This is a genomic window from Devosia aquimaris, from assembly GCF_020169335.1.
Lineage (GTDB): Bacteria > Pseudomonadota > Alphaproteobacteria > Rhizobiales > Devosiaceae > Devosia > Devosia aquimaris.
This window is the reverse complement of sequence record NZ_JAIEZN010000002.1, coordinates 518,574-537,575: the sequence shown is the minus strand read 5'-3', so window position 1 is coordinate 537,575 and position 19,002 is coordinate 518,574. Positions and strand designations below refer to the sequence as shown.

Genomic DNA, 19,002 nt, shown 5'->3' with positions numbered 1-19,002 from the left:
GTCGGCATGGTTAACAAAGCCCTAAGAGGCACGCCCCGGGCCGGGTCCTACCCGGGGTTTTCGACCGATTCGCGCGCTGCCCTACGGCAGGGTGTGGCCGGCGGTGGTGAACAGGCGATACCATTCTTCACGTGTCAGCGTGACATCGGAGCCGGCGGCCGAATCGCGAACCCGGCCGGGATTGGTGGTGCCCAGCACCACCTGGATATTGGCGGGATGGCGGGTGATCCAGGCGACGGCAATGCCGGTGGGCGTGACGCCATATTTCTTGGCCAGCGCATCGATGGCGTCGTTGAGCTCGGGGAAATTGACCCGGTCACCGAGGAAGACGCCATCAAAGAAGCCCTTCTGGAAGGGCGACCAGGCCTGCAGCATCATCTTGTTGATGCGCGAATATTCCAGCAGGCCATTGTCACGGCTGATCGACTGGTCGAGCCCGGCCATATTGGCGGCCACGCCCTGCGCGAACAGTGGCGCATGGGTGATCGAGAGCTGCACCTGATTGGCCACCAGGGGCTGGGTCACGGCAGTCTTGAGCAGGTCGATCTGGCCCGGTGTCTGGTTGGAGACACCGAAGTGGCGCACTTTGCCGGAGGTGGCCAGCTTGTCAAAGGCCGCAGCAACTTCCTCAGGCTCCACCAGCGTATCGGGGCGGTGCAGCAGCAGCAGGTCGAGATAGTCGGTGCGCAGCGCCTTGAGCGAGCCATCGACCGAATTGAGGATATGCTCGGCCGAGAAGTCGAAATAGCCCTTGCGGATGCCAGCCTTGGACTGGATGAACACCGCGTCGCGTTCGGCAGCGCTGAGGTGAATGGCCTCGCCAAAGCGGGCCTCGCAGGCATGGCGCTCGCCGCCATAGATATCGGCGTGGTCGAAAGTGTCGATACCGGCCTCACGCGCGGCGCCGAACAGCGCCTGCACTTCGGCGTCGCTCATCTTGACGATGCGCATCAGGCCCAGCACGACGCTGGAGAGGACGCGGTCTGAATGGGGCAGGCGATAGGTCTTCATGGATGAGTATTCCGGAATCACGAGCGAACAGGCTGCTATGTTAACGCTAACATAGCGCCAGGGCGACCCTCATTTTGGGTCTGGCCTCACGGAGAGGCACTGGCAGCCTCTCCCAACGTCTGCACCAGCTCGGCAGCCGCAGCCGCGCCGGCGCGATTGGCGCCAATGGTCGAGGCGGAGGGGCCATAGCCGACCAGGTGGATGCGCGGGTCCCTTGCGACCTGGGTGGCCAGCCGCCCGGTCATGGTAATGCCACCTGAAGGCTCCCGCAGGTCCAGCGGCGCCAGATGGTCGAGCGCACTGCGAAAGCCGGTGCACCACAGGATGACATCCACCGCCAGCTCGCGCCCATCGGCCCAGCGCACGCCCGTGGGGGTGATAGTATCGAACATGGGTTGCCGATTGAGCACGCCGCGTTGCTGCATGGCGGCGATAGCTGGCGTCATGGGCAGGCCGGTAACCGAGACCACCGAATTGGGCGGCAGGCCGGCGCGGACGCGCTCTTCCACCATGCGCACGGCGGCACGCCCCGCCTCCTCGTCGAATGGGCCCTCGCGGAAGCGGGGCGGGGTGCGGGTCACCCAGCTGGTGCGGGTGACCGCCGAGATCTGGTCGAGCAGCTGGATGGCCGAAATGCCGCCGCCGACCACAAGCACATGCTGGCCGGCAAAATCCTCGGCCCGGTGAAAGTCATGGGTGTGCAGCTGGCGACCGGCAAAGCTGTCCTTGCCGGGATAGTCGGGGATATAGGGCTTTTCCCAGGTGCCGGTGGCATTGATGATGCCGCGGGCCGAAAGCAGGCCCCGGTCGGTCTCGATGCGCAGGCGGTCACCGCGATTGCAGACGAGGGTCACATTGGTGGGGCGCTGCACGGCGAGGGCAAAGCGTTCCTCATAGGCGGCGAAATAGTCGGGTACGGCCACCGAGGCGAGCACGCTGGTATCGCCCCCTGCCCGCTCGGCAAAGCTCATGCCCGGCAGGTCATGCACGCGGTTGACGGTGGAGAGCGTCAGCGAGGGCCAGCGGTATTGCCAGGCGCCGCCGGGCCGGGGCGCGGCATCGAGAATGGTGAAGTCCCGTTGCGGCTCAAGGCCCAGGCGCTTGAGGTGATAGCCGGCGCTCAGGCCCGCCTGGCCGGCGCCGATCACCACGATGTCGCGCTTGAGGGCCATGCGCACGGCCGATGTCTGCTCTGTCACGCCGTGCTCCTGTCGGTCAGGCGCTCATGTTGGTGCAGAGGCGCCTGAAGACAAGGTGTGGCGAGGGCTCAGACGATATTGCCCTCGGCATTGAACAGGTGCAGGCGGGCCGGGTCGATATGGGCCGACACCATGGTGCCAAGCGCCACGTCGCGCTGACCTTCGAGCACGATATTGATCGGCTGGTTGTCAGCGGTGGTGGCATAGATCACCGTCTGGCCGCCCAGGCTTTCGACCAGGTCGACGCGGACATCGGCCAGCTTGACGCCGCTGCCTTCAGCCAGGGTGATGTGCTCGGGGCGCACGCCCAGGGTCACGGTGCCGGTGGTCGGCCGGCCCACATCAATGGTCCCGCCGGCGACATTGACGGCATTGCCTGAGCCGGTGGCCGCCAGGAAGTTCATCTTGGGCGAACCGATGAAGCCGGCCACGAAGAGATTCCGCGGCGAATTGTAGAGCTCGAGCGGGGCACCGACCTGCTCGATCACCCCGGCGCGCAGCACCACGATCTTGTCGGCCATGGTCATGGCCTCGACCTGGTCGTGCGTCACATAGATCATGGTGTTTCCCAGATCATTGTGCAGCTTGGCGATCTCGACGCGCATCTGCACGCGCAGCTCGGCATCCAGGTTGCTCAAGGGCTCGTCGAACAGGAAGATGCGCGGCTCGCGCACGATGGCGCGGCCAATGGCCACGCGCTGGCGCTGGCCGCCCGAGAGCTGCTTGGGCTTGCGCTGCAGCAGCGGCTCGATCTTGAGGATGGCCGCAGCCTTGGCGACGCGCTGGGCGATCTCGGCCTTGGGCATCTTGGCGGTCTCAAGGCCGAACGCCAGGTTCTGATAGACATTCATATGCGGGTAGAGCGCATAGCTCTGGAACACCATGGCGATGCCGCGGCGGGCCGCCGGCACTTCGTTCATGCGCTCGCCATCGATCAGCAGTTCGCCGCCGGTGATGGGCTCGAGCCCGGCGATCATGCGCAGCAGGGTGGACTTGCCGCAGCCTGACGGACCCACGAAAACCGTGAACTCACCGGGGTTGATGGTCAGGTCGATGCCATGAACGACCTTCACGTCGCCGTAGGATTTGACGATCTTGCGCAGTTCGATGTTGGTCGCCATGGCGAACTCCTATGCCGTCCGGAACTGGGCCGGGACCCAGCTCTGGTAAAGGGGGTGGTCGGCGCCAAGCGGCAGCACCACATCCGTGCCCGTGCTGGACGAATGGTAGAAGGCGGTGACCAGCTCGAGCGAGCGGCGCGAATCGGCCGACGTCACGGGCAGCGGGCCGGCGCCGGTGAGGGCATCGTGGAACCGGGCCATCTGGGTCTGGAAGCGCGAGGGAACGTGCTTCCAATCCTTGAGCAGGGCGTCGATGGCGGCCTTGGTCTGCTCATTCCGCGGCTGGATCTTCCAGAACTTCTCGCCGGGATTATAGGCGGCGTGATCGCTCTCGATCATCACATTCTCAAACACCAGGCGAATGCGGGTGGTGTCGTCCGCCGCGCCGAGGGTGGCGGTGAGGCTGGCGAGCGCACCGCTCTTGAGCAGCACGGAGGCCGAGATGGTGTCTTCCACCTCGATAGGGTTGACCCGGGTGGCGACGCGGCCGAACACGCGGTCGATATCGCCCATCAGATAGGTGAAGATGTCGTGCGGGTGAATGGCATGGCCCATCAGCACGCCGCCCAGCTCGGTCGCCCATTTGCCGCGCCAGGGCACGGCATAGTAGTCGGCGTCGCGGCGCCAGAAGGTTTCCACGGTGGCGGCAAAGGGCTTGCCGGCCAGGCCCGCATCGATCACGGCCTTGGCCTGCTCGATGCCATCGCCGAAGCGATACTGGAACACCGGCATCAGCTTGCCGCTGGACTGCTTTTCAGCGGCCATGACCTCGTCGATCTGGGCGAGCGAGCCGACCAGCGGCTTTTCACAGATCACATGCTTGCCGGCCTTGAGCGCAGCCAGCACCATGGGATGGTGCAGCATGGGCGGGGTGCAGACGTCGATCACGTCGATGTCTGCCATGGTCAGCAACTGCTCGAAGGCCGTGATGCGGCGCTCGATGCCGAACTCATCGGCCACTGCGGCCATGCGCTCTTCATTGAGATCGCAGAGCGCGAGCACCTTGAACTTGTCCGAATTGGGCAGATAGCCCTCGACAATATGGCTGCGGCCGATGCCGACACCCACGACGGCGACGTTGAAAATCCGGCTCATTGGGCCCACTCCGTTCCGCGTTCGGCCAGTTGCTGGGCGGTCAGCGCCAGCTTCATGGCATTGAAACACCGCTCCTGCGGCATGGCGGTCTGGGTGCGGTTGCGCACGTCGTCAAGGAACTGGCGGCCAAAGGGCAGGTCAACCTTGGAGCAGTCGATGTGGCGCGGCCCTTCGCTGTTGACGATGAACAGATGGTCCTCGCCAGGGCGGCCGGCAATGTCGATATATTTGCGCAGCTCGATATAGCCCTCGGTGCCCAGGATGGTCAGGCGTCCGTCGCCCCAGGTGGGCAGGCCCGTGGGGGTGAACCAGTCCACGCGGATATAGCCCGAGGTATTGGCGGTCTTGAGGTGCACGTCGCCCACGTCCTGCAGGCCCGGCTTGTCGGGGTGGCCGCGGTTGGCAACGCTGGCCGACACGACTTCGGCATCCATGGCATTGGAGAAGAACAGGAACTGCTCGAACTGGTGGCTGGCGATGTCGCACAGGATGCCGCCATAGCGCTGGCGGGTGAAGAACCATTCGGGGCGGTTGTTGAGCCGCAGCGAATGCGGCCCCAGGCCGACAGTGTTGATGACGGTGCCGATGGCGCCCTGGGCAATCAGATTGCCGGCCTCGACGGCAGCGCGCACCTCGAAGTGCTCTGAGTACAGCACGCCATAGATGCGGCCGGTCTCGGCCTGGACACGCTTGATCTCGTCGAGCTGGGCAAAGGTGGTCATGCCCGGCTTGTCGGACAGCACATCCTTGCCATGCTGCATGGCAGCGATGGAGATGGCGGCACGATCGGCCGGGATGGCCGCCGTGGTGATCACCGAGATGGAGCTGTCTTCCAGGATTTCCCTGGGGTCGGCCACGCGGCGCGCCTCGGGGAATTTTGCCGAGAAGGCGGCCGCCAGATCATCCTCGACGGCATGGAAGGCGACGAACTGGGCGCCGGCGCGCTTGAGGCAGTCGACCTGACCATAGATATGGGCGTGGTTGATGCCGATCGCGGCAAACTTGATATCAGTCATGGGTCTAGCGTTTCATACCGGTAGTGGCGATGCCCTCGATGAGCATGCGCTGGAAGAAGAGGAAGAACAGGAAGATCGGCACGAGACTGAGCACGCTCATGGCGAACAATCCGCCGAAGTCGCTTTCACCAGTGCTGTCGGTGAAGGTGCGCAGGCCCAGCATGACCGTGTAGGACTTCATCTCGCTCAGATAGATCAGCGGCCCGAAAAAATCGTCCCACGTCCAGATGAAGGTGAAGATGGCGGCTGTGGCCAGAACGGGCGTCGACAGCGGCAGGATGATCTTCCAATAGATGCGCCAGGGCGAGCAGCCGTCCATCTGGGCGGCCTCATCGAGCTCCTTGGGCAGGCCGCGGAAGAACTGCACCATCAGGAAGATGAAAAAGCCATCGGCAGCCAGGAACTTGGGCACCACCAGGGGCAGGAAGGTGTTGACCCAGCCCAGCTGGCGGAACAGCACATATTGCGGGATGAGCGTGACCTGATAGGGCAGCATCAGCGTCATCAGCATCATGGCGAACCAGAAGTTCTTGCCCTTGAACTCGAGGCGGGCAAAGGCATAGGCGGCCATGGAACAGGCCATGACATTGCCGATCACCGACAGGCCCGAGATGATGAAGCTGTTCAGGTAGAAGGTGCCAAAGCCGGTGCGCAGCCCGTTCCAGCCGCGGATATAGGAATCGATGCTCCAGGACGAGGGGATGATGCTGGCCGAGGTGAAGATCTCGTTTTCGGGACGGAACGAGGCGGCCAGCAGCCAGAGCAGCGGATAGAGCATCAACACCGATGCCGACAGCAGCGCGACATGGATCAGTATGGAGGTCAGGCGCTTGCGCGTGGGCGACACCGCGCCGGTGACAACCGTCAGCCCGGTAGCATCACTCATCGTAGTGCACCCAGTATTTCGAGGTCAGGAAGGAGACGGCGGTGAACACGCTCACCAGCGCCAGCAGCACCCAGGCCAGGGCCGAGGCATAGCCCATGCGGAAGAAGCCGAAGGCCTCCTGGTAGAGATAGAGCGTGTAGAACAGCGTCGAATTGATCGGGTTGCCCGTGCCGCCCGAGATGATGAAGGCCGGGGTGAAGCTCTTGAAGGCCTCGATGGTCTGGATGATGGCGTTGAAGAAGACCACCGGGGTCAGCAGCGGCAGGGTGATCTTGACGAACTGCCGCCATTTGCTGGCGCCATCCAGACTAGCCGCCTCATACATGTCCTGCGGAATCTGGCGCAGGCCGGCCAGGAAAATGATCATGGGCGAGCCGAACTGCCAGATCGACAGGATGATCAGCGTCCACAGCGAGGTCTTGGGGTTGGAAATCCAGCTCGGCCCCATGATGCCCACCATGGCGAGCAGCTTGTTGATCAGGCCGTCGCTGGCAAAGATCTGGCGCCACAGGATGGCGATGGCGACCGACGCGCCCAACAGGCTCGGCAGATAGAACAGCGCGCGATAGAGCGGCAGGCCGCGGATGCCGCGGTTGAGCAGCATGGCCACCGCCAGGGCAAAGGCCAGCTTGAGCGGCACCGAGAACACCACAAAGAACATGGTCACCCGCATGGACGCCCAGAACTTGGGGTCGTTGGAGAACATGCGGATGTAATTGTTGGCGCCCACCCAGTCGGGGGAGGTCAACAGGTCGAAATCGGTGAAGCTAAGGTAGAACGAGGTGATCATCGGACCGATGGTCAGCCCGAGGAAACCGATCAGCCAGGGCAGCAGAAACAGGTAGCCCGGGGCATCGTTGTGCCAGATCCGAGCCCAAAGCGACGGAGTGGTGGCCGCGCGCTCCCCTGCGGGAGCGCCCGATTGAAGAGAGCGCGCGGTCATGTCTTAGGCTCGGCTGAGGATGTCGTTGGCGCCGCTGATGAGCTCGGCACCAGCCTGTTCGGGCGTCTTGGCGCCAAAACCGACTTCCTGGCCGAGGGTCCGGATCAGGGAGGCGTCGATTTCACCCGCCGAAGCCGGCGGCGGCGGCGGCAGGGCACCGAGCAGGTCACCCAGGGAGGACACAAAGTTCAGAGCGACCTGGCTCTGCTCGTCCAGAGTGGGTGCAACAGCGTCACGGGTTGCCGGAATGCAGGGGATGCCGCGCTCGACGCCCAGGATCTTGGCCGCTTCCGGATCGGAGATGAAGAAGTTGAGGAACTCTGCTGCCTTCTCCTTGTTGGCGGAGGTGCCGCCGACCGAGAAGAACATCGAGGGCTTGCGGTAGTGACCGCCGCCAACGCCGGCTGCGACGCGCGGGAAGCCGTTCATGCCCAGCTTGTCCTGCATCAGGGTCTGGAACGCCACCAGCTGGTTGGAGTTGGACGGGATCATGGCCGCCTTGCCCAGCACCAGCATGGTGGTTTCGAGCGGGCCGGTGTCGAGCGCCTGGTCTTCAGCGGAGACGCAATAGCCGGCATCGCGGAACTTGGCCCACATGGTGTACCATTCCACGGCATCGGCCTCGTCAAAGGCCAGCTTGCCGTCGGCGGTGTAGAGGTCCTTGCCCTTCTGGCGGAGCCAGTTCTGCAGCATAGGCTCAGAATAGGAGCCGTCCATGATGGCCTTCATGCCGCCACGGATGTTGGCGGCCTTGAAGGCCTCGCCAACGGCCATCAGGTCATCATAGGTCCAGGCATTGGTGAGCGGAGCGACGCCAGCTTCCTCGAAAGCCGCCAGATTGTAGATCATGGCCACCGAGTTGGCGCCCAGCGAAATGCCATAGAGCTTGCCATCGACCTTGCCGCCTTCGAGCTGGTCGGCATCGAAGGTATCGAGCTTGAGGGCGCCACCGACGAATTCGTCCAAGGGGGCGATGGCGTTGCGCTTGGCGTATTCAACGATATAGCGGTAGTCCATCTGCACCACGTCGGGGGCATTGCCGCCGGCGGTCTGGGTGGCCAGCTTGGGCCAGTAGTCGTTCCAGGCCAGGAACTCGCCTTCAACGGCGGTGCCATTGGCCTTGGTATAGAGGTCGGTCACACCATAGGTGCGATCAGCACGGGCCTGGCCGCCCCAGAAGAGCAGGCGCAGGCTGTCGGACTGGGCCCAGGCCGGCACAACGCCGGCGGCACCGGCCGCAACCAGCGCCGTGCTGCCCATCAGGAACTGACGGCGATCGATACGAATTGTCATAAGGTTTCCTCCCATGAACTCTAGCACTCCGGCGTCCGGAATGCGGGTTGACCAGCAGCCTCCCGCCGCTAAGTCACTAATCGGTTACATACTCCCGCAAGCACTCCGCCATGTCCAGAGCGGAGTTTCGCGTTTTTTGCGGTTTTTTCAGTCCGGCAGTTCCGCAAATAACCGACTGGTTACGACATAGCACACTGGTTTGACGGCGCGCAATCGACTTGTATGGAAGATTGCCGACGTCGTGAACACCGCTGCTGCGCCCAATCAGCGCCTTGGCTTTTTGCGGGTGTTGAACCCCTCCCTGTGCATCCCGGTCGACCCTGTGTCGCGCCGCGTGCTGGCTGTCAGCGTCACCCTTGCTGGGCAGACTTGTCCGACGCCCCCAAGTCTGAACCAGGCTGGACCAAAAGAAAAATACGAAATATCGTTTGAGATATAGATTGTTTCTATGGGTGCATGATGGACAAGTTGCTGAGCCAGTTTGTGGCGGTGGCCGAGGCAGGCACGATCAGCGGTGCGGCGACGGCGCTGTTCATCACCCAGCCAACGCTCACCTTCAACATGCGCAAGCTGGAAGGGACCATGGGCGTTCCCCTGCTCAACCGCTCCGGGCGCGGGGTGACGCTGACCGCCTATGGTGAAACGCTCTATCAGAACGCCCGGCTGATGCAGCGGCTCTACGACAATACGCTCAAGGCCATTGCCGAGCAGCAGGGGCGGATCGAACAGGGCCTCAATATCGGCACGGGCTATTCGTGGTGGACGCTGTTCATCCGCGACATGGTGGTGGACTATTCGCGCAGCTTCGCCAATGCGCGGGTGCATGTCAGCCTGGGCAACCAGCTTCGCCTGATGGACCAGTTGCTGAGCGGGGACATCTCGGTTTTCGTCGGCCATGAGATCGAGGGGCTCAACCGCAGCACTGGCGCGCGCTTCATCCCGCTGGCGCGCGTGGACCATGGCTATTTCGTTCGGGTCGGCCATGCCCTGCTCGAAAAGCCGCGCAGCATAGCCGAGATCGAGGCTTTTCCAGCCGTCACCAGCTCGCTGCCCGAGGCGCGGCACCAGCGCTTCTTTGAAACCTGGAGCCGCACCACCGCGGCCGGCGCCCGCTTTGACCAGGGCAAATATGCCTTTGCGTCCAATTCCCTGGCGGCCTGCGTCGACTATGTCGCCCGCACCGATGCGGTGATCAACCACACGGCCGTCATGGCGGCCGATTTTGCCCGGCGCGGCTTGAGGCGGGTCGATGTGACAGAAGCCACGCGGGAGAGCCAGGTGGGGCTCTATGTGCTCGACGAGCGGGCGGACGAGCCGCGCGTTGTGGAACTGATCGGCTGGCTCAAGGGCGCGGCCAATGCCGCCCTGCCTGCCAGCCAGCCCTAGGCCGGCCGGGTGCGCAGATAGTCGAGCACCATTTGCACGGCCTGGGCCTCGCGCTCCTGCACCATGTCGATGCCACTGAGGTCGCGGGCAAAGATCACCGACAGCGTGGCCATGTTGGACACGTAGAAAAAGCCCAGCGCCGCGATGGATATGTAGAGCTGGACCGGATCGACATCGCGGCGGAACACACCGGCGTCAGCGCCGCGCTCGACAATGGTGGTGATCTGCCCGACCAAGGGCGAATGCAGCGCCTGGATATCGGGCATGGTCTTGAGGAAACGGGCGTTCTCGATGTTCTCGGTGTTGAGCAGGCGCGGGAACCAGGGATTGGCCAGGAAATGGCGGAAGGTGAAGCGCACCAGACGGTCCATGGCTTCGACGGCGCCATATTGATCCAGGCTCAGCGCCCGTTCGCCGCGGCGGATTTCCTGATAGGCATCGAGCAGCACCGCCCGGTAGAGCTCTTCCTTGTTGCCGAAGTAATGGTAGAGCAGCCGCTTATTGGCGCCAGCCAGGGCGGCAATGGCGTCAACCCGAGCGCCCTCGAAGCCCCGTTCGGCAAATTCGGCGCGTCCCGCCACCAGGATCTCCGCCTTGGTGCGGGCGCTATCGCGCGGGCGCTTGCCCGTGGCGGCGCCGGCGGCGGAACGCGTCCGCGCCTTGGGCCTTGCGGCGCCGTCTCGCGATAGGGTCGGCTCGGTCACTTCGGCTCCGCCTGGCTTTCCGGCATGGTCCATCCCATGCCCTTGTTTTCAGATAGCAGTCCCCCAGCGGGCGGTAAAGAACGGGCCGGTGAGTTTGCCCGGAACAATCGCGCCAGCGTGTCGGCGTCGCGTGCCCGCGCAAGCGCCCAAAATGCAAACACTTGCCGGAATCCAATTGCGCCTGCTTGACGAGTATGCAGCGCTGCGTGTAGCTAAGTAACTAATCAGTTACACGCGATAGAGCGTAGGGAGGTTCTGCGATGGCGGATAGACGTCTTGGCCTGATCATGCACGGGGTCACCGGCCGCATGGGATACAATCAGCATCTGGTGCGCTCGATCCTGGCGATCCGCGACCAGGGCGGCATTGCGCTTGCCAATGGCGACCGGCTGGTGGTGGACCCCATCATCGTGGGCCGCGACGCCGACAAGATCGAGCGCCTGGCCAAAAAGCACGACATCAAGCGCTGGAGCAGCGATCTCGACGCGGCGCTGGCCAATCCCGACGACACGGTGTTCTTCGACGCCGGCACCACGCTGATGCGTGCGTCGCTGATCGAAAAGGCGCTGGCCGCCGGCAAGCATGTCTATTGCGAAAAGCCCACCAGCGATTCCCTCGAGATTGCCGTCAACCTGGCCAAGACCGCCCGCGCCTCCGGCCTCAAGCATGGTGTGGTGCAGGACAAGCTGTTCCTGCCCGGCCTGATGAAGCTCAAGATGCTGCGCGACTCCGGCTTTTTCGGCGAGATCCTCTCGGTGCGCGGCGAGTTCGGCTATTGGGTCTTTGAAGGCGACTGGCAGCCGGCGCAGCGCCCAAGCTGGAACTATCGCAAGGCCGATGGCGGCGGCATTATTCTGGATATGCTGTGCCACTGGCGCTATGTGCTCGATAATCTGTTCGGCGAGGTCAAGGCGGTCTCCTGCCTGGGCGCCACGCATATCCCGAGCCGCGTCGACGAAAAGGGCAATCGCTACAAGGCCGATACGGACGATGCCGCCTATGCCACCTTCGAGCTCGAGGGCGGCGTGATCGCCCAGATCAATTCGAGCTGGACCACCCGCGTGCGCCGCGATGACCTGGTCACCTTCCATGTCGACGGCACACATGGCTCGGCCGTCGCCGGGCTGCACAAATGCTGGAGCCAGCATCGCGTCAATACGCCCAAGCCGGTGTGGAACCCCGACCAGCCGCAGACCATGAACTTCTTTGCCGATTGGGAAGAGGTGCCGGACAATTGGCCGGCGCAGAATGGCTTCAAGGCGCAATGGGAAATGTTCCTGCGCCATGTCGCCGAGGACGCGCCCTGGCCCTATGGGCTGGAAGCGGGCGCCAAGGGCGTGCAGCTGGCCGAGCTGGGTCTCAAGAGCTGGGCGGAACGCCGCTGGCTCGACGTGCCCAAGCTCGAGTTCTGACACACACAGTGCATGGCACAATCCAGCCCACCCACGGTGTCATCCCGGCCTTGAGCCGGGATGACACCGCGTTTTGGTGAGACGTTGAGGAAGTCGAACATGACCACCATAAGCCTGCCCAATGCCGACCGGTCCATCAGCGCCTATACACTGACCGGCACGCCCATCCCCTTCGTCCAGCACAAGGCGAGCGACTTCAACCGCATCGCCTATGCGGCGGCCCATGTGGTGGCCGATCCGCTGGCCAGCAATGATCCCTGGCTCACCCCGGCGATCGATTGGGACACGACGCTGAAATTCCGCCATCGGTTGTGGGATCTCGGCCTGGGCGTTGCCGAAGCCATGGACACCGCCCAGCGCGGCATGGGCCTGGGCTGGGCCGAGGCGCAGGAGCTGATCCGCCGCGCCCAGGCCGAAGCGCGGACGCGCGACGACAGCCTGATCGCCTATGGCGCCGGCACCGACCATCTCCTGCCCGGCCCCGACGTCACCATTGATGCGATCATCGCCGCCTATGAAGAACAGGTCGGCTTTGTCGAGGGCCAGGGCGGCCGCGTCATCCTGATGGCCAGCCGCGCGCTGGCGGCAGCGGCCAGGACGCCGGATGACTATGCCAAGGTCTATGGCCGCATCCTCAGCCAGGTCAAACAACCGGTGATCATGCACTGGCTGGGCGAAATGTTCGATCCGGCCCTGGCCGGCTATTGGGGGAAAGCCGATCACGACGCGGCCATGGATGTGTGCCTGGACGTCATCGCCGCCCATGCCGACAAGGTCGATGGCATCAAGATTTCGCTGCTCTCGGCCGAAAAAGAGATCGCCATGCGCCGGCGCCTGCCGGCATCGGTCAAGATGTATACCGGCGACGACTTCAACTATGCCGAGCTGATCGCCGGCGATGCGCAGGGCTATTCGCACGCCCTGCTCGGCATTTTCGACGCCATTGCCCCGGCCGCCTCGGCGGGCCTGGCGGCACTGGGCAAGGGCGACACCCAGGCGTTCCATGCGGTGCTCGAACCCACCGTGGCGCTGAGCCGGCACATCTTTGCCGCGCCCACCCGCTTCTACAAGACGGGGGTGGTGTTCCTGGCCTATCTCAATGGCTTGCAGGATCATTTCAGCATGATTGGCGGGCAGCAGTCGACGCGCTCGGTCCAGCATCTGGCCGAACTGTTCCGCCTCGCCGACAAGGCCGGCGTGCTGGGTGATCCGGAGCTGGCCGTCCAGCGCATGCAGGCGGTGCTCAAGGTCAATGGTGTTTCGGCATGAGCCCGCGCGCCATTTCGCTGAACCTGGCCACCACGCGCCAGGTCTGGGGCTTCAAGGAGGCCGTCGAGGGGTGCCTGCGTGCCGGGATCACCGCCATCTCGCCCTGGCGCGACCAGATCGCGGCGATCGGGCTGGATGAAGCTGCCCGCATCGTCCGCGAGAACAGGCTCCAGGTCACCGGCGTGTGCCGGGGCGGCATGTTCCCGGCCGAGACGGCTGCGGGTCGGCAGACACAGATCGACGACAATCTGCGCGCCATCGACGAGGCCGCGGCACTCAATGCCGATTGCCTGGTGCTGGTGGTGGGCGGGCTGCCGGGGTCATCGAAAGACTTGCCGGGCGCCCGGCAGATGGTCAACGATGGCATCGCGGCCATGCTGCCCCATGCCAAGGCCAGTGGCGTCAAAATTGCTATCGAGCCGCTGCATCCGATGTATGCCGCCGATCGGGCCTGTGTGAACACCATCGACCAGGCGCTCGATATCTGCGAGACCCTGGGCGAAACGGTTGGCGTGGCCATCGACGTCTATCACGTCTGGTGGGACCCAAGGCTGGCCCAGGCCATTGCCCGGGCCGGACGGATGAACCGCATCTTTGCCCATCACATCTGCGACTGGCTGGTCCCCACCAAGGACATGCTGCTTGATCGCGGCATGATGGGCGATGGCGTCATCGACCTGCCCGCCATCCGCAAGATGATCGAGGATGCCGGCTTCTTCGGCCCGCAGGAGGTCGAGATCTTCAGCCAGGACAATTGGTGGAAGCGCGATGGCGACGAGGTGCTCGCGGTGATCAAGGAGCGCGTCGCGACGGTGTGCTAGGCACCTGCGGCTCCAGGCCCAAAAAGCAAAACCCCCGGCCGTCGCCGGGGGTTTTTTGTGACGATCGAGAGGCCGAGGCGCCGATCAGACGCGGTTGAACACCAGGGTCTGGCAAAGGATGGCGGCGCGGCAGCCCTGGATTTCCACCTGGTCGGGGCTGACCTGGGTGATGGTGGCTTCAGCCACGCTGCCATTGAGCTCCACGGTGCCCTTCCACTGGTTCTCGGACACCTGCTCGGCCTTCACCACCTGCTTTTGCACCAGGGCGAGGTTTTCCTTGGTGCGCGACTGGCCCTGGATATCGAGCAGCACGCCGCACAGATCCGTGCCCGAGCCGCAGGGCGCGAATTTGAACGCCGTGCCATAGGAATCCTTGAACTGGCCGGTCGGCACGTTTTTGCTGTCGGCATAGCCTGGCGCGATGCTGGCCGCACACAGCAGGCCGACAACAAGGCTGGTCTTGAAGAAATGCATGTTCGGTCTCCACGTCGACAGCGCCGCCCCACGCGTCGCAGTTCACGGTTGAAAGGTTAAACGTCGCAGCCCGACAAAAGGATCAGAGCACGCGACGCGCTCCTGTTAGCGGCGAAATGTGGCAGCAATTTCGATGTGGGTGGAATGAATGAACTGATCGACGGCGATCAGATCGCTCATGACATAGCCCGCGCCCACCAGGATGGCCGCGTCGCGGGCAAAAGTGCGGGGGTCGCACGCCACCATCACCACGGTCTTGACCTTGGACTTGGCCAGTTCGCGTACCTGCGCCTCAGCACCGGCCCGCGGCGGATCGAGCACCACCGCATCATAGGGCAGCTCGAACTGGGTCAGCGGATCGCGAAACAGGTCGCGCGCCTTAGCGGTGACGTCGCGCAGGCCCTTGGTGAAGCGGCGCGCCTTGTCGAGCGCGGCGATGCCGGGCTTGTCGCTGTCAAAGGCCGAGACGGTGCAGCGTTCGGCCAGGCGCAGCGCGAAGGGGCCAATGCCGCAGAAGAGATCGGCGACGGATTTGACCTTGGGGCCGACCGCCGCCAGCACATAGTCGGCCAAAAGGTGCTCGGCCTGTTCGGTCGCCTGGAGGAAGCTGCCGATGGGCAGTTCCACCTGGGCGCGGCCCATGGCGATGATCGCCGGCTGGGCCTGCAGCACCATTTCGCCATTGAGCGCCAGACGCGCCAGCTTGAAGCGGCTGACCAGCGGCGCCACGCGGTCGGGCCGGGCCTGTTTCTTTTCAGTGCGGATGGCAACGTCGAGCCCGGTCAGCGAGGCGACAAAGCTCACATCGGCCTCGCCCACCGCCTGCATCACGGCCCGGGCAATGTCAGGCGCCTTGGCCAGGCCCGGCACGAGGATCGGGCAGGCGTCGAGGTCATGCACCTGGTGGCTGCGCAGGCGCATATAGCCGGCGCCTTCCTTGCGGGCGTGCAGGGTGGCGCGGCGGCGGCCGGCGCCCGAGCCATCGATGAAGCGGCTGACCTTGACGTCGATGCCAGCAAACTGCAGCGGCGTTTCCACCAGACCGGTCTTGAAGGCCTCGTAGCTGGCGCGATCCATGTGCTGCAGCTGGCAACCACCACAGGCGCCGAAATGCGGGCAGATCGGTTCGATGCGGTTGGGGGCCGGGGTGATGACGCCCAGCAGCGTGCCGCGTTCGCCATCGGCCGTGATCTCCACCCGTTCGCCGGGCAGCACGAGCGGCACGAAGACCTTGCGGCCATCGACGTCGGCAATGCCTTCGCCCTTATGGCCGAGGCTGGAGATGGTGGTGGTGATGGTCATGACGATCCGGGGCTTGCTGAGGCGGTTCAGTAGCCGCCACAGCCAGCCATCGCAAGGGCCGATGCCGCGGGGACAGCCATGACGTGGCCCATCCCCGACGCCCCTAGAGTGGTCGGCTCGCCCATTCGAGCAGGCTCGCCAGCCCGACAAAGGGCACGCCGGCATGTTCGCTCAAGCCCGAGGCACAGGTGCTGACGGTCGAGACACCCAGGGTACAGTCTGCCGGTATGTTGGCCTTGGCAAAGCGCGTGGCATGGGCATTGAGCTCGGGCACGAACAGGCCCTTGTCGCCGGCATAGCCGCAGCAGGTCACGGCGCTGAGCACCGCGATCTGCTTGGCACAGGCGCGGGCAATGGCCTCGGTCATGGGCTGTTCGCTCAAGCGCTGCGCCGAGCAATTGTGATGCACCGCCACCACCGGCAATTGCCGCGTGATGGTCAGCCGCGGCATCACCTGGGCGAGCAGGAACTGCGCCGAATCCAGCACCGGCGCATCGCCGGGGAAATCGCGCAGATGCTTGGCGCAGGTCGAGGCATCGGTGACCACGCTCAACCGCCCGGCGTCAGAGAGGGCGGAGAGATTGCGCTTGAGATCGCCGCCCACTCCGGCTGCCTGTTCGGGAAAACCCTTGGACTGGAAGGGCTGGCCGCAGCACTGGCCATTGAGGTTTTCGGGGACGATGACGTCAAAGCCGGCCCGCTCGAGCAGAGCCAGCATGGCATCGGGCACCGCGAGCAGGTCATGCTCGGACTTGGGCGCCCCGAACATGCGCGTGGCGCAACTGGGGAAATAGACCACCGATGGTCGCCCGCTCTGGGCAATGGGCACGGGGAAGCCCGTGGCGCGGGCATCCTGGCGCGTGGTCCTGGCTCTGGGCGCACCCGGACCATGGCGCAGCGCCCGCGACACACGGGGCACGCGCTTGCCGGTGGCGCGGCGCGCCGTTTCGGTGATGGCTTCCACGGCGGCGGCGGGGATAATGGTTCTGGCCGCATCGGCCAGGGCAACGCCACCGCGCATCATGGATTCCACTGCGCCGCGATGGTCGGCGACAAAGCCGGCGATGGATCGCGCCGTGCTGCCACGCCGTTCGGCACGCTGGCCCAGGATCATGGTGCCGGTCTCGATGCCGACCGGACAGCGCAGCGAACACAGGTTACAGGCGGCGCAGGTGTCGAGCCCGGGATACTGGAAATCGGCGTCCAGCTGCGCCAGCCGGGCATCGTCCTCGCCGGTTTCGCGCAGGCGGGCGCGTTCGCGCGTGACGGCAATACGCTGGCGCGGCGACAGCGTCATGTGCTGGCTGGGGCAGGCCGGTTCGCAGAAGCCGCATTCGATGCAGAGGTCCACCAGGTCATCGGCCAGCGGCATGACCTTGAGATTTTTGATGTGGATCTTGTCGTCGGTGTTGAGCAGGACGCCAGGGTTGAGCAGGTTTTCGGGGTCGAACAGCGCCTTGATCTGGCGCATCAGCCCATAGGCCTTGCTGCCCCATTCGGCTTCGACAAAGGGCGCAATGGCCCGGCCGGTGCCGTGCTCGGCCTTGAGCGAGCCACCGTACTGGATCGAGACCAGATCGCTCAGCGCTTTGGAGAAGGCGTCGAATTTCTCCGCCGAGTCCGGGCGGGAAAAATCGTCGCTCATCTGAAAATGCAGATTGCCCGCCAGGGCATGGCCAAAAATGATGGCATCCTCATAGCCGTGCTCGTCGAGCAGCGCGCGCATGTCGATGACGAATTCGGCGAGGCGTTCGATGGGCGCCGCCACGTCCTCGGTCAGCATGGATGTGCCCTTGGGCCGCGCGGCGCCACCGGAGGCGAAGAAGCCCTTGCGGATATCCCAGAGCGCATGGCTGCGGTCGGGGTCGGTGGAGAAATCGATATGGGTGGCGGCGTGGCGCGCCAGCAATGCCTCGGCCTTGGCCACTTCGACCAGCAGCGTCGCCTCGTCCGGCGCCGTCACGTCGATCAGCACAGCGGGCGAATTGTCCGTCAGCCAGGGTCGCAGCGGCGCCATGGGGGGCAGATGCTCCACCGTGGCCAGGGCGCGGCGCTCGATATATTCGGCGGCGGTGACGCCCGTCGTCACCTGCACGCCGCCATTGGCCATTTCGATGATGGCGCGGCCAGCCGACTGCGGATCGGGAAAGGGCACCAGCGCCGTCGATTTGAAGGGATGCTCGGGCACGGTGTTGTAGGTCACCTCGGAGACAAAGCCGAGCGTGCCTTCGGACCCCACCATGAGGTGGATGAGGATATCGAGCGGGTCGTGGTAGTCGACCAGGGCATTGAGCGAATAGCCGACCGTGTTCTTGATCGCGTATTTGCGCCGGATCAGCGACACCAGTTCGGCATCGGCCATCACCTGGTGGTGCAGATCGTGCAGCGCCGCTAGCATGGGCGCGTGGCTCTGGCGGAAGGCCGCGCAGCTTTGTGGGTCGCCCGAATCGAGCATGGTGCCATCGGCCAGCACGATGCGCAGCCGCGCCATGGTGTGATAGGTGTTCTGCGCCACGCCGCAGCACATGCCGGACGAGTTGTTGTTGACCACGCCACCGATCTTGCAGGTGGCCTGGCTAGCCGGATCGGGACCGATCTTGCGGTTGAAAGGCTTGAGCGCGCCATTGGCCTGAGCCACGATAATGGCCGGACCCAGGGTGATCTGGTCGGCGCCGGGATGGATTTCGAGCTTGCGCCAGCCATCGCCGAGCACGGCGAGCACACCATCGGTCACGGCCTGGCCCGAGAGCGAGGTGCCGGCCGCCCGGAAGGTGATGGGCAGGTGTTCGGCCCGTGCCGCCGTCATCACCGCGCGCACTTCGTCTTCGGTGTTGATGAACACCACCGCCGCCGGGATCAGCCGATAGGAGCTGGCATCGCCACTCCAGGCATAGGTCATCAGCGGATCGGTATGCATGGCGGCGCGAACCTGGCCGGCCAGGCGGCTGACCAGGCGCTGACCGGCGGCGTGGCGCTCGGGCGTAATGTGATGAAGGGGGGCGAGAGGGGCTTGCTGCATGCACCAGCACTAACATGTTAGCGCCCAGCTGCGAAGGGATTCCGTCACTGC

16 protein-coding genes are annotated in these 19,002 nt (G+C 64.5%); 4 read left to right on the top strand and 12 right to left on the bottom strand.

Annotation, left to right across the window (positions count from 1 at the left end; translation table 11 throughout):
• Positions 1 to 81: 81 nt before the first annotated feature.
• From K1177_RS15480 to K1177_RS15445, 8 genes are all read right to left on the bottom strand, one after another.
• On the bottom strand, positions 82 to 1,011 hold the full coding sequence (locus tag K1177_RS15480) for an aldo/keto reductase (protein WP_224704444.1): 930 nt from the start codon (positions 1,009 to 1,011) through the stop codon (positions 82 to 84).
• Between the two features lie 86 nt (positions 1,012 to 1,097).
• Positions 1,098 to 2,210: an NAD(P)-binding domain-containing protein gene (locus K1177_RS15475; RefSeq protein ID WP_318153300.1), complete on the bottom strand. Its 1,113-nt coding sequence runs from the start codon at positions 2,208 to 2,210 to the stop codon at positions 1,098 to 1,100.
• 68 nt (positions 2,211 to 2,278) lie between these two features.
• A complete protein-coding gene (locus K1177_RS15470) occupies positions 2,279 to 3,331 on the bottom strand; it encodes an ABC transporter ATP-binding protein (protein WP_224704443.1) in 1,053 nt (350 codons plus the stop codon).
• A 9-nt stretch (positions 3,332 to 3,340) separates the two neighbouring features.
• Complete coding sequence (locus K1177_RS15465; protein ID WP_224704441.1) at positions 3,341 to 4,426, bottom strand: Gfo/Idh/MocA family protein; 1,086 nt, start codon at positions 4,424 to 4,426, stop codon at positions 3,341 to 3,343.
• Positions 4,423 to 5,442, bottom strand: coding sequence for a Gfo/Idh/MocA family protein (locus K1177_RS15460; RefSeq protein ID WP_224704440.1), 1,020 nt, complete (start codon positions 5,440 to 5,442; stop codon positions 4,423 to 4,425). The genes K1177_RS15465 and K1177_RS15460 overlap by 4 nt, the downstream gene beginning before the upstream one ends.
• A gap of 4 nt (positions 5,443 to 5,446) precedes the next feature.
• Entirely contained in the window at positions 5,447 to 6,328 is an 882-nt protein-coding gene (locus K1177_RS15455) for a carbohydrate ABC transporter permease (RefSeq protein WP_224704438.1), read from the bottom strand.
• Entirely contained in the window at positions 6,321 to 7,271 is a 951-nt protein-coding gene (locus K1177_RS15450; protein ID WP_224704436.1) for a carbohydrate ABC transporter permease, read from the bottom strand. Before K1177_RS15450 ends, K1177_RS15455 begins: the two co-directional genes overlap by 8 nt.
• Positions 7,272 to 7,274: 3 nt before the next feature.
• Positions 7,275 to 8,564 carry an ABC transporter substrate-binding protein gene (locus tag K1177_RS15445; protein ID WP_224704428.1) on the bottom strand — a complete coding sequence of 430 codons (1,290 nt, stop codon included), beginning with the start codon at positions 8,562 to 8,564 and terminating at the stop codon, positions 7,275 to 7,277.
• 459 nt (positions 8,565 to 9,023) lie between these two features.
• Here K1177_RS15445 and K1177_RS15440 point away from each other — a divergent pair, with 459 nt between their 5' ends.
• Entirely contained in the window at positions 9,024 to 9,950 is a 927-nt protein-coding gene (locus tag K1177_RS15440) for a LysR family transcriptional regulator (RefSeq protein ID WP_224704427.1), read from the top strand.
• Here K1177_RS15440 and K1177_RS15435 read toward each other — a convergent pair.
• Positions 9,947 to 10,654 (bottom strand): TetR/AcrR family transcriptional regulator, encoded by a 708-nt coding sequence (locus K1177_RS15435; protein WP_224704425.1) that lies wholly within the window; start codon positions 10,652 to 10,654, stop codon positions 9,947 to 9,949. The genes K1177_RS15440 and K1177_RS15435 overlap by 4 nt on opposite strands.
• A 260-nt stretch (positions 10,655 to 10,914) precedes the next feature.
• Between K1177_RS15435 and K1177_RS15430 the strand changes: the two genes are divergently transcribed.
• From K1177_RS15430 to K1177_RS15420, 3 genes are all read left to right on the top strand, one after another.
• A complete protein-coding gene (locus K1177_RS15430; protein WP_224704423.1) occupies positions 10,915 to 12,066 on the top strand; it encodes a Gfo/Idh/MocA family protein in 1,152 nt (383 codons plus the stop codon).
• 99 nt (positions 12,067 to 12,165) lie between these two features.
• The gene (locus K1177_RS15425) at positions 12,166 to 13,335 is read left to right on the top strand and encodes a dihydrodipicolinate synthase family protein (protein ID WP_224704421.1); all 1,170 of its coding nucleotides are present in this window, start codon (positions 12,166 to 12,168) and stop codon (positions 13,333 to 13,335) included.
• Positions 13,332 to 14,156 (top strand): sugar phosphate isomerase/epimerase family protein, encoded by an 825-nt coding sequence (locus K1177_RS15420; RefSeq protein WP_224704420.1) that lies wholly within the window; start codon positions 13,332 to 13,334, stop codon positions 14,154 to 14,156. The genes K1177_RS15425 and K1177_RS15420 overlap by 4 nt, the downstream gene beginning before the upstream one ends.
• Positions 14,157 to 14,240: 84 nt before the next feature.
• Here the strand turns inward: K1177_RS15420 and K1177_RS15415 are convergent, their stop codons facing one another.
• From K1177_RS15415 to K1177_RS15405, 3 genes are all read right to left on the bottom strand, one after another.
• Positions 14,241 to 14,630 (bottom strand): hypothetical protein, encoded by a 390-nt coding sequence (locus K1177_RS15415; protein ID WP_224704411.1) that lies wholly within the window; start codon positions 14,628 to 14,630, stop codon positions 14,241 to 14,243.
• Between the two features lie 105 nt (positions 14,631 to 14,735).
• Positions 14,736 to 15,932 carry a class I SAM-dependent RNA methyltransferase gene (locus K1177_RS15410; RefSeq protein WP_224704409.1) on the bottom strand — a complete coding sequence of 399 codons (1,197 nt, stop codon included), beginning with the start codon at positions 15,930 to 15,932 and terminating at the stop codon, positions 14,736 to 14,738.
• 103 nt (positions 15,933 to 16,035) lie between these two features.
• Positions 16,036 to 18,951, bottom strand: coding sequence for an FAD-binding and (Fe-S)-binding domain-containing protein (locus K1177_RS15405; protein ID WP_224704408.1), 2,916 nt, complete (start codon positions 18,949 to 18,951; stop codon positions 16,036 to 16,038).
• Positions 18,952 to 19,002 lie beyond the last annotated feature (51 nt).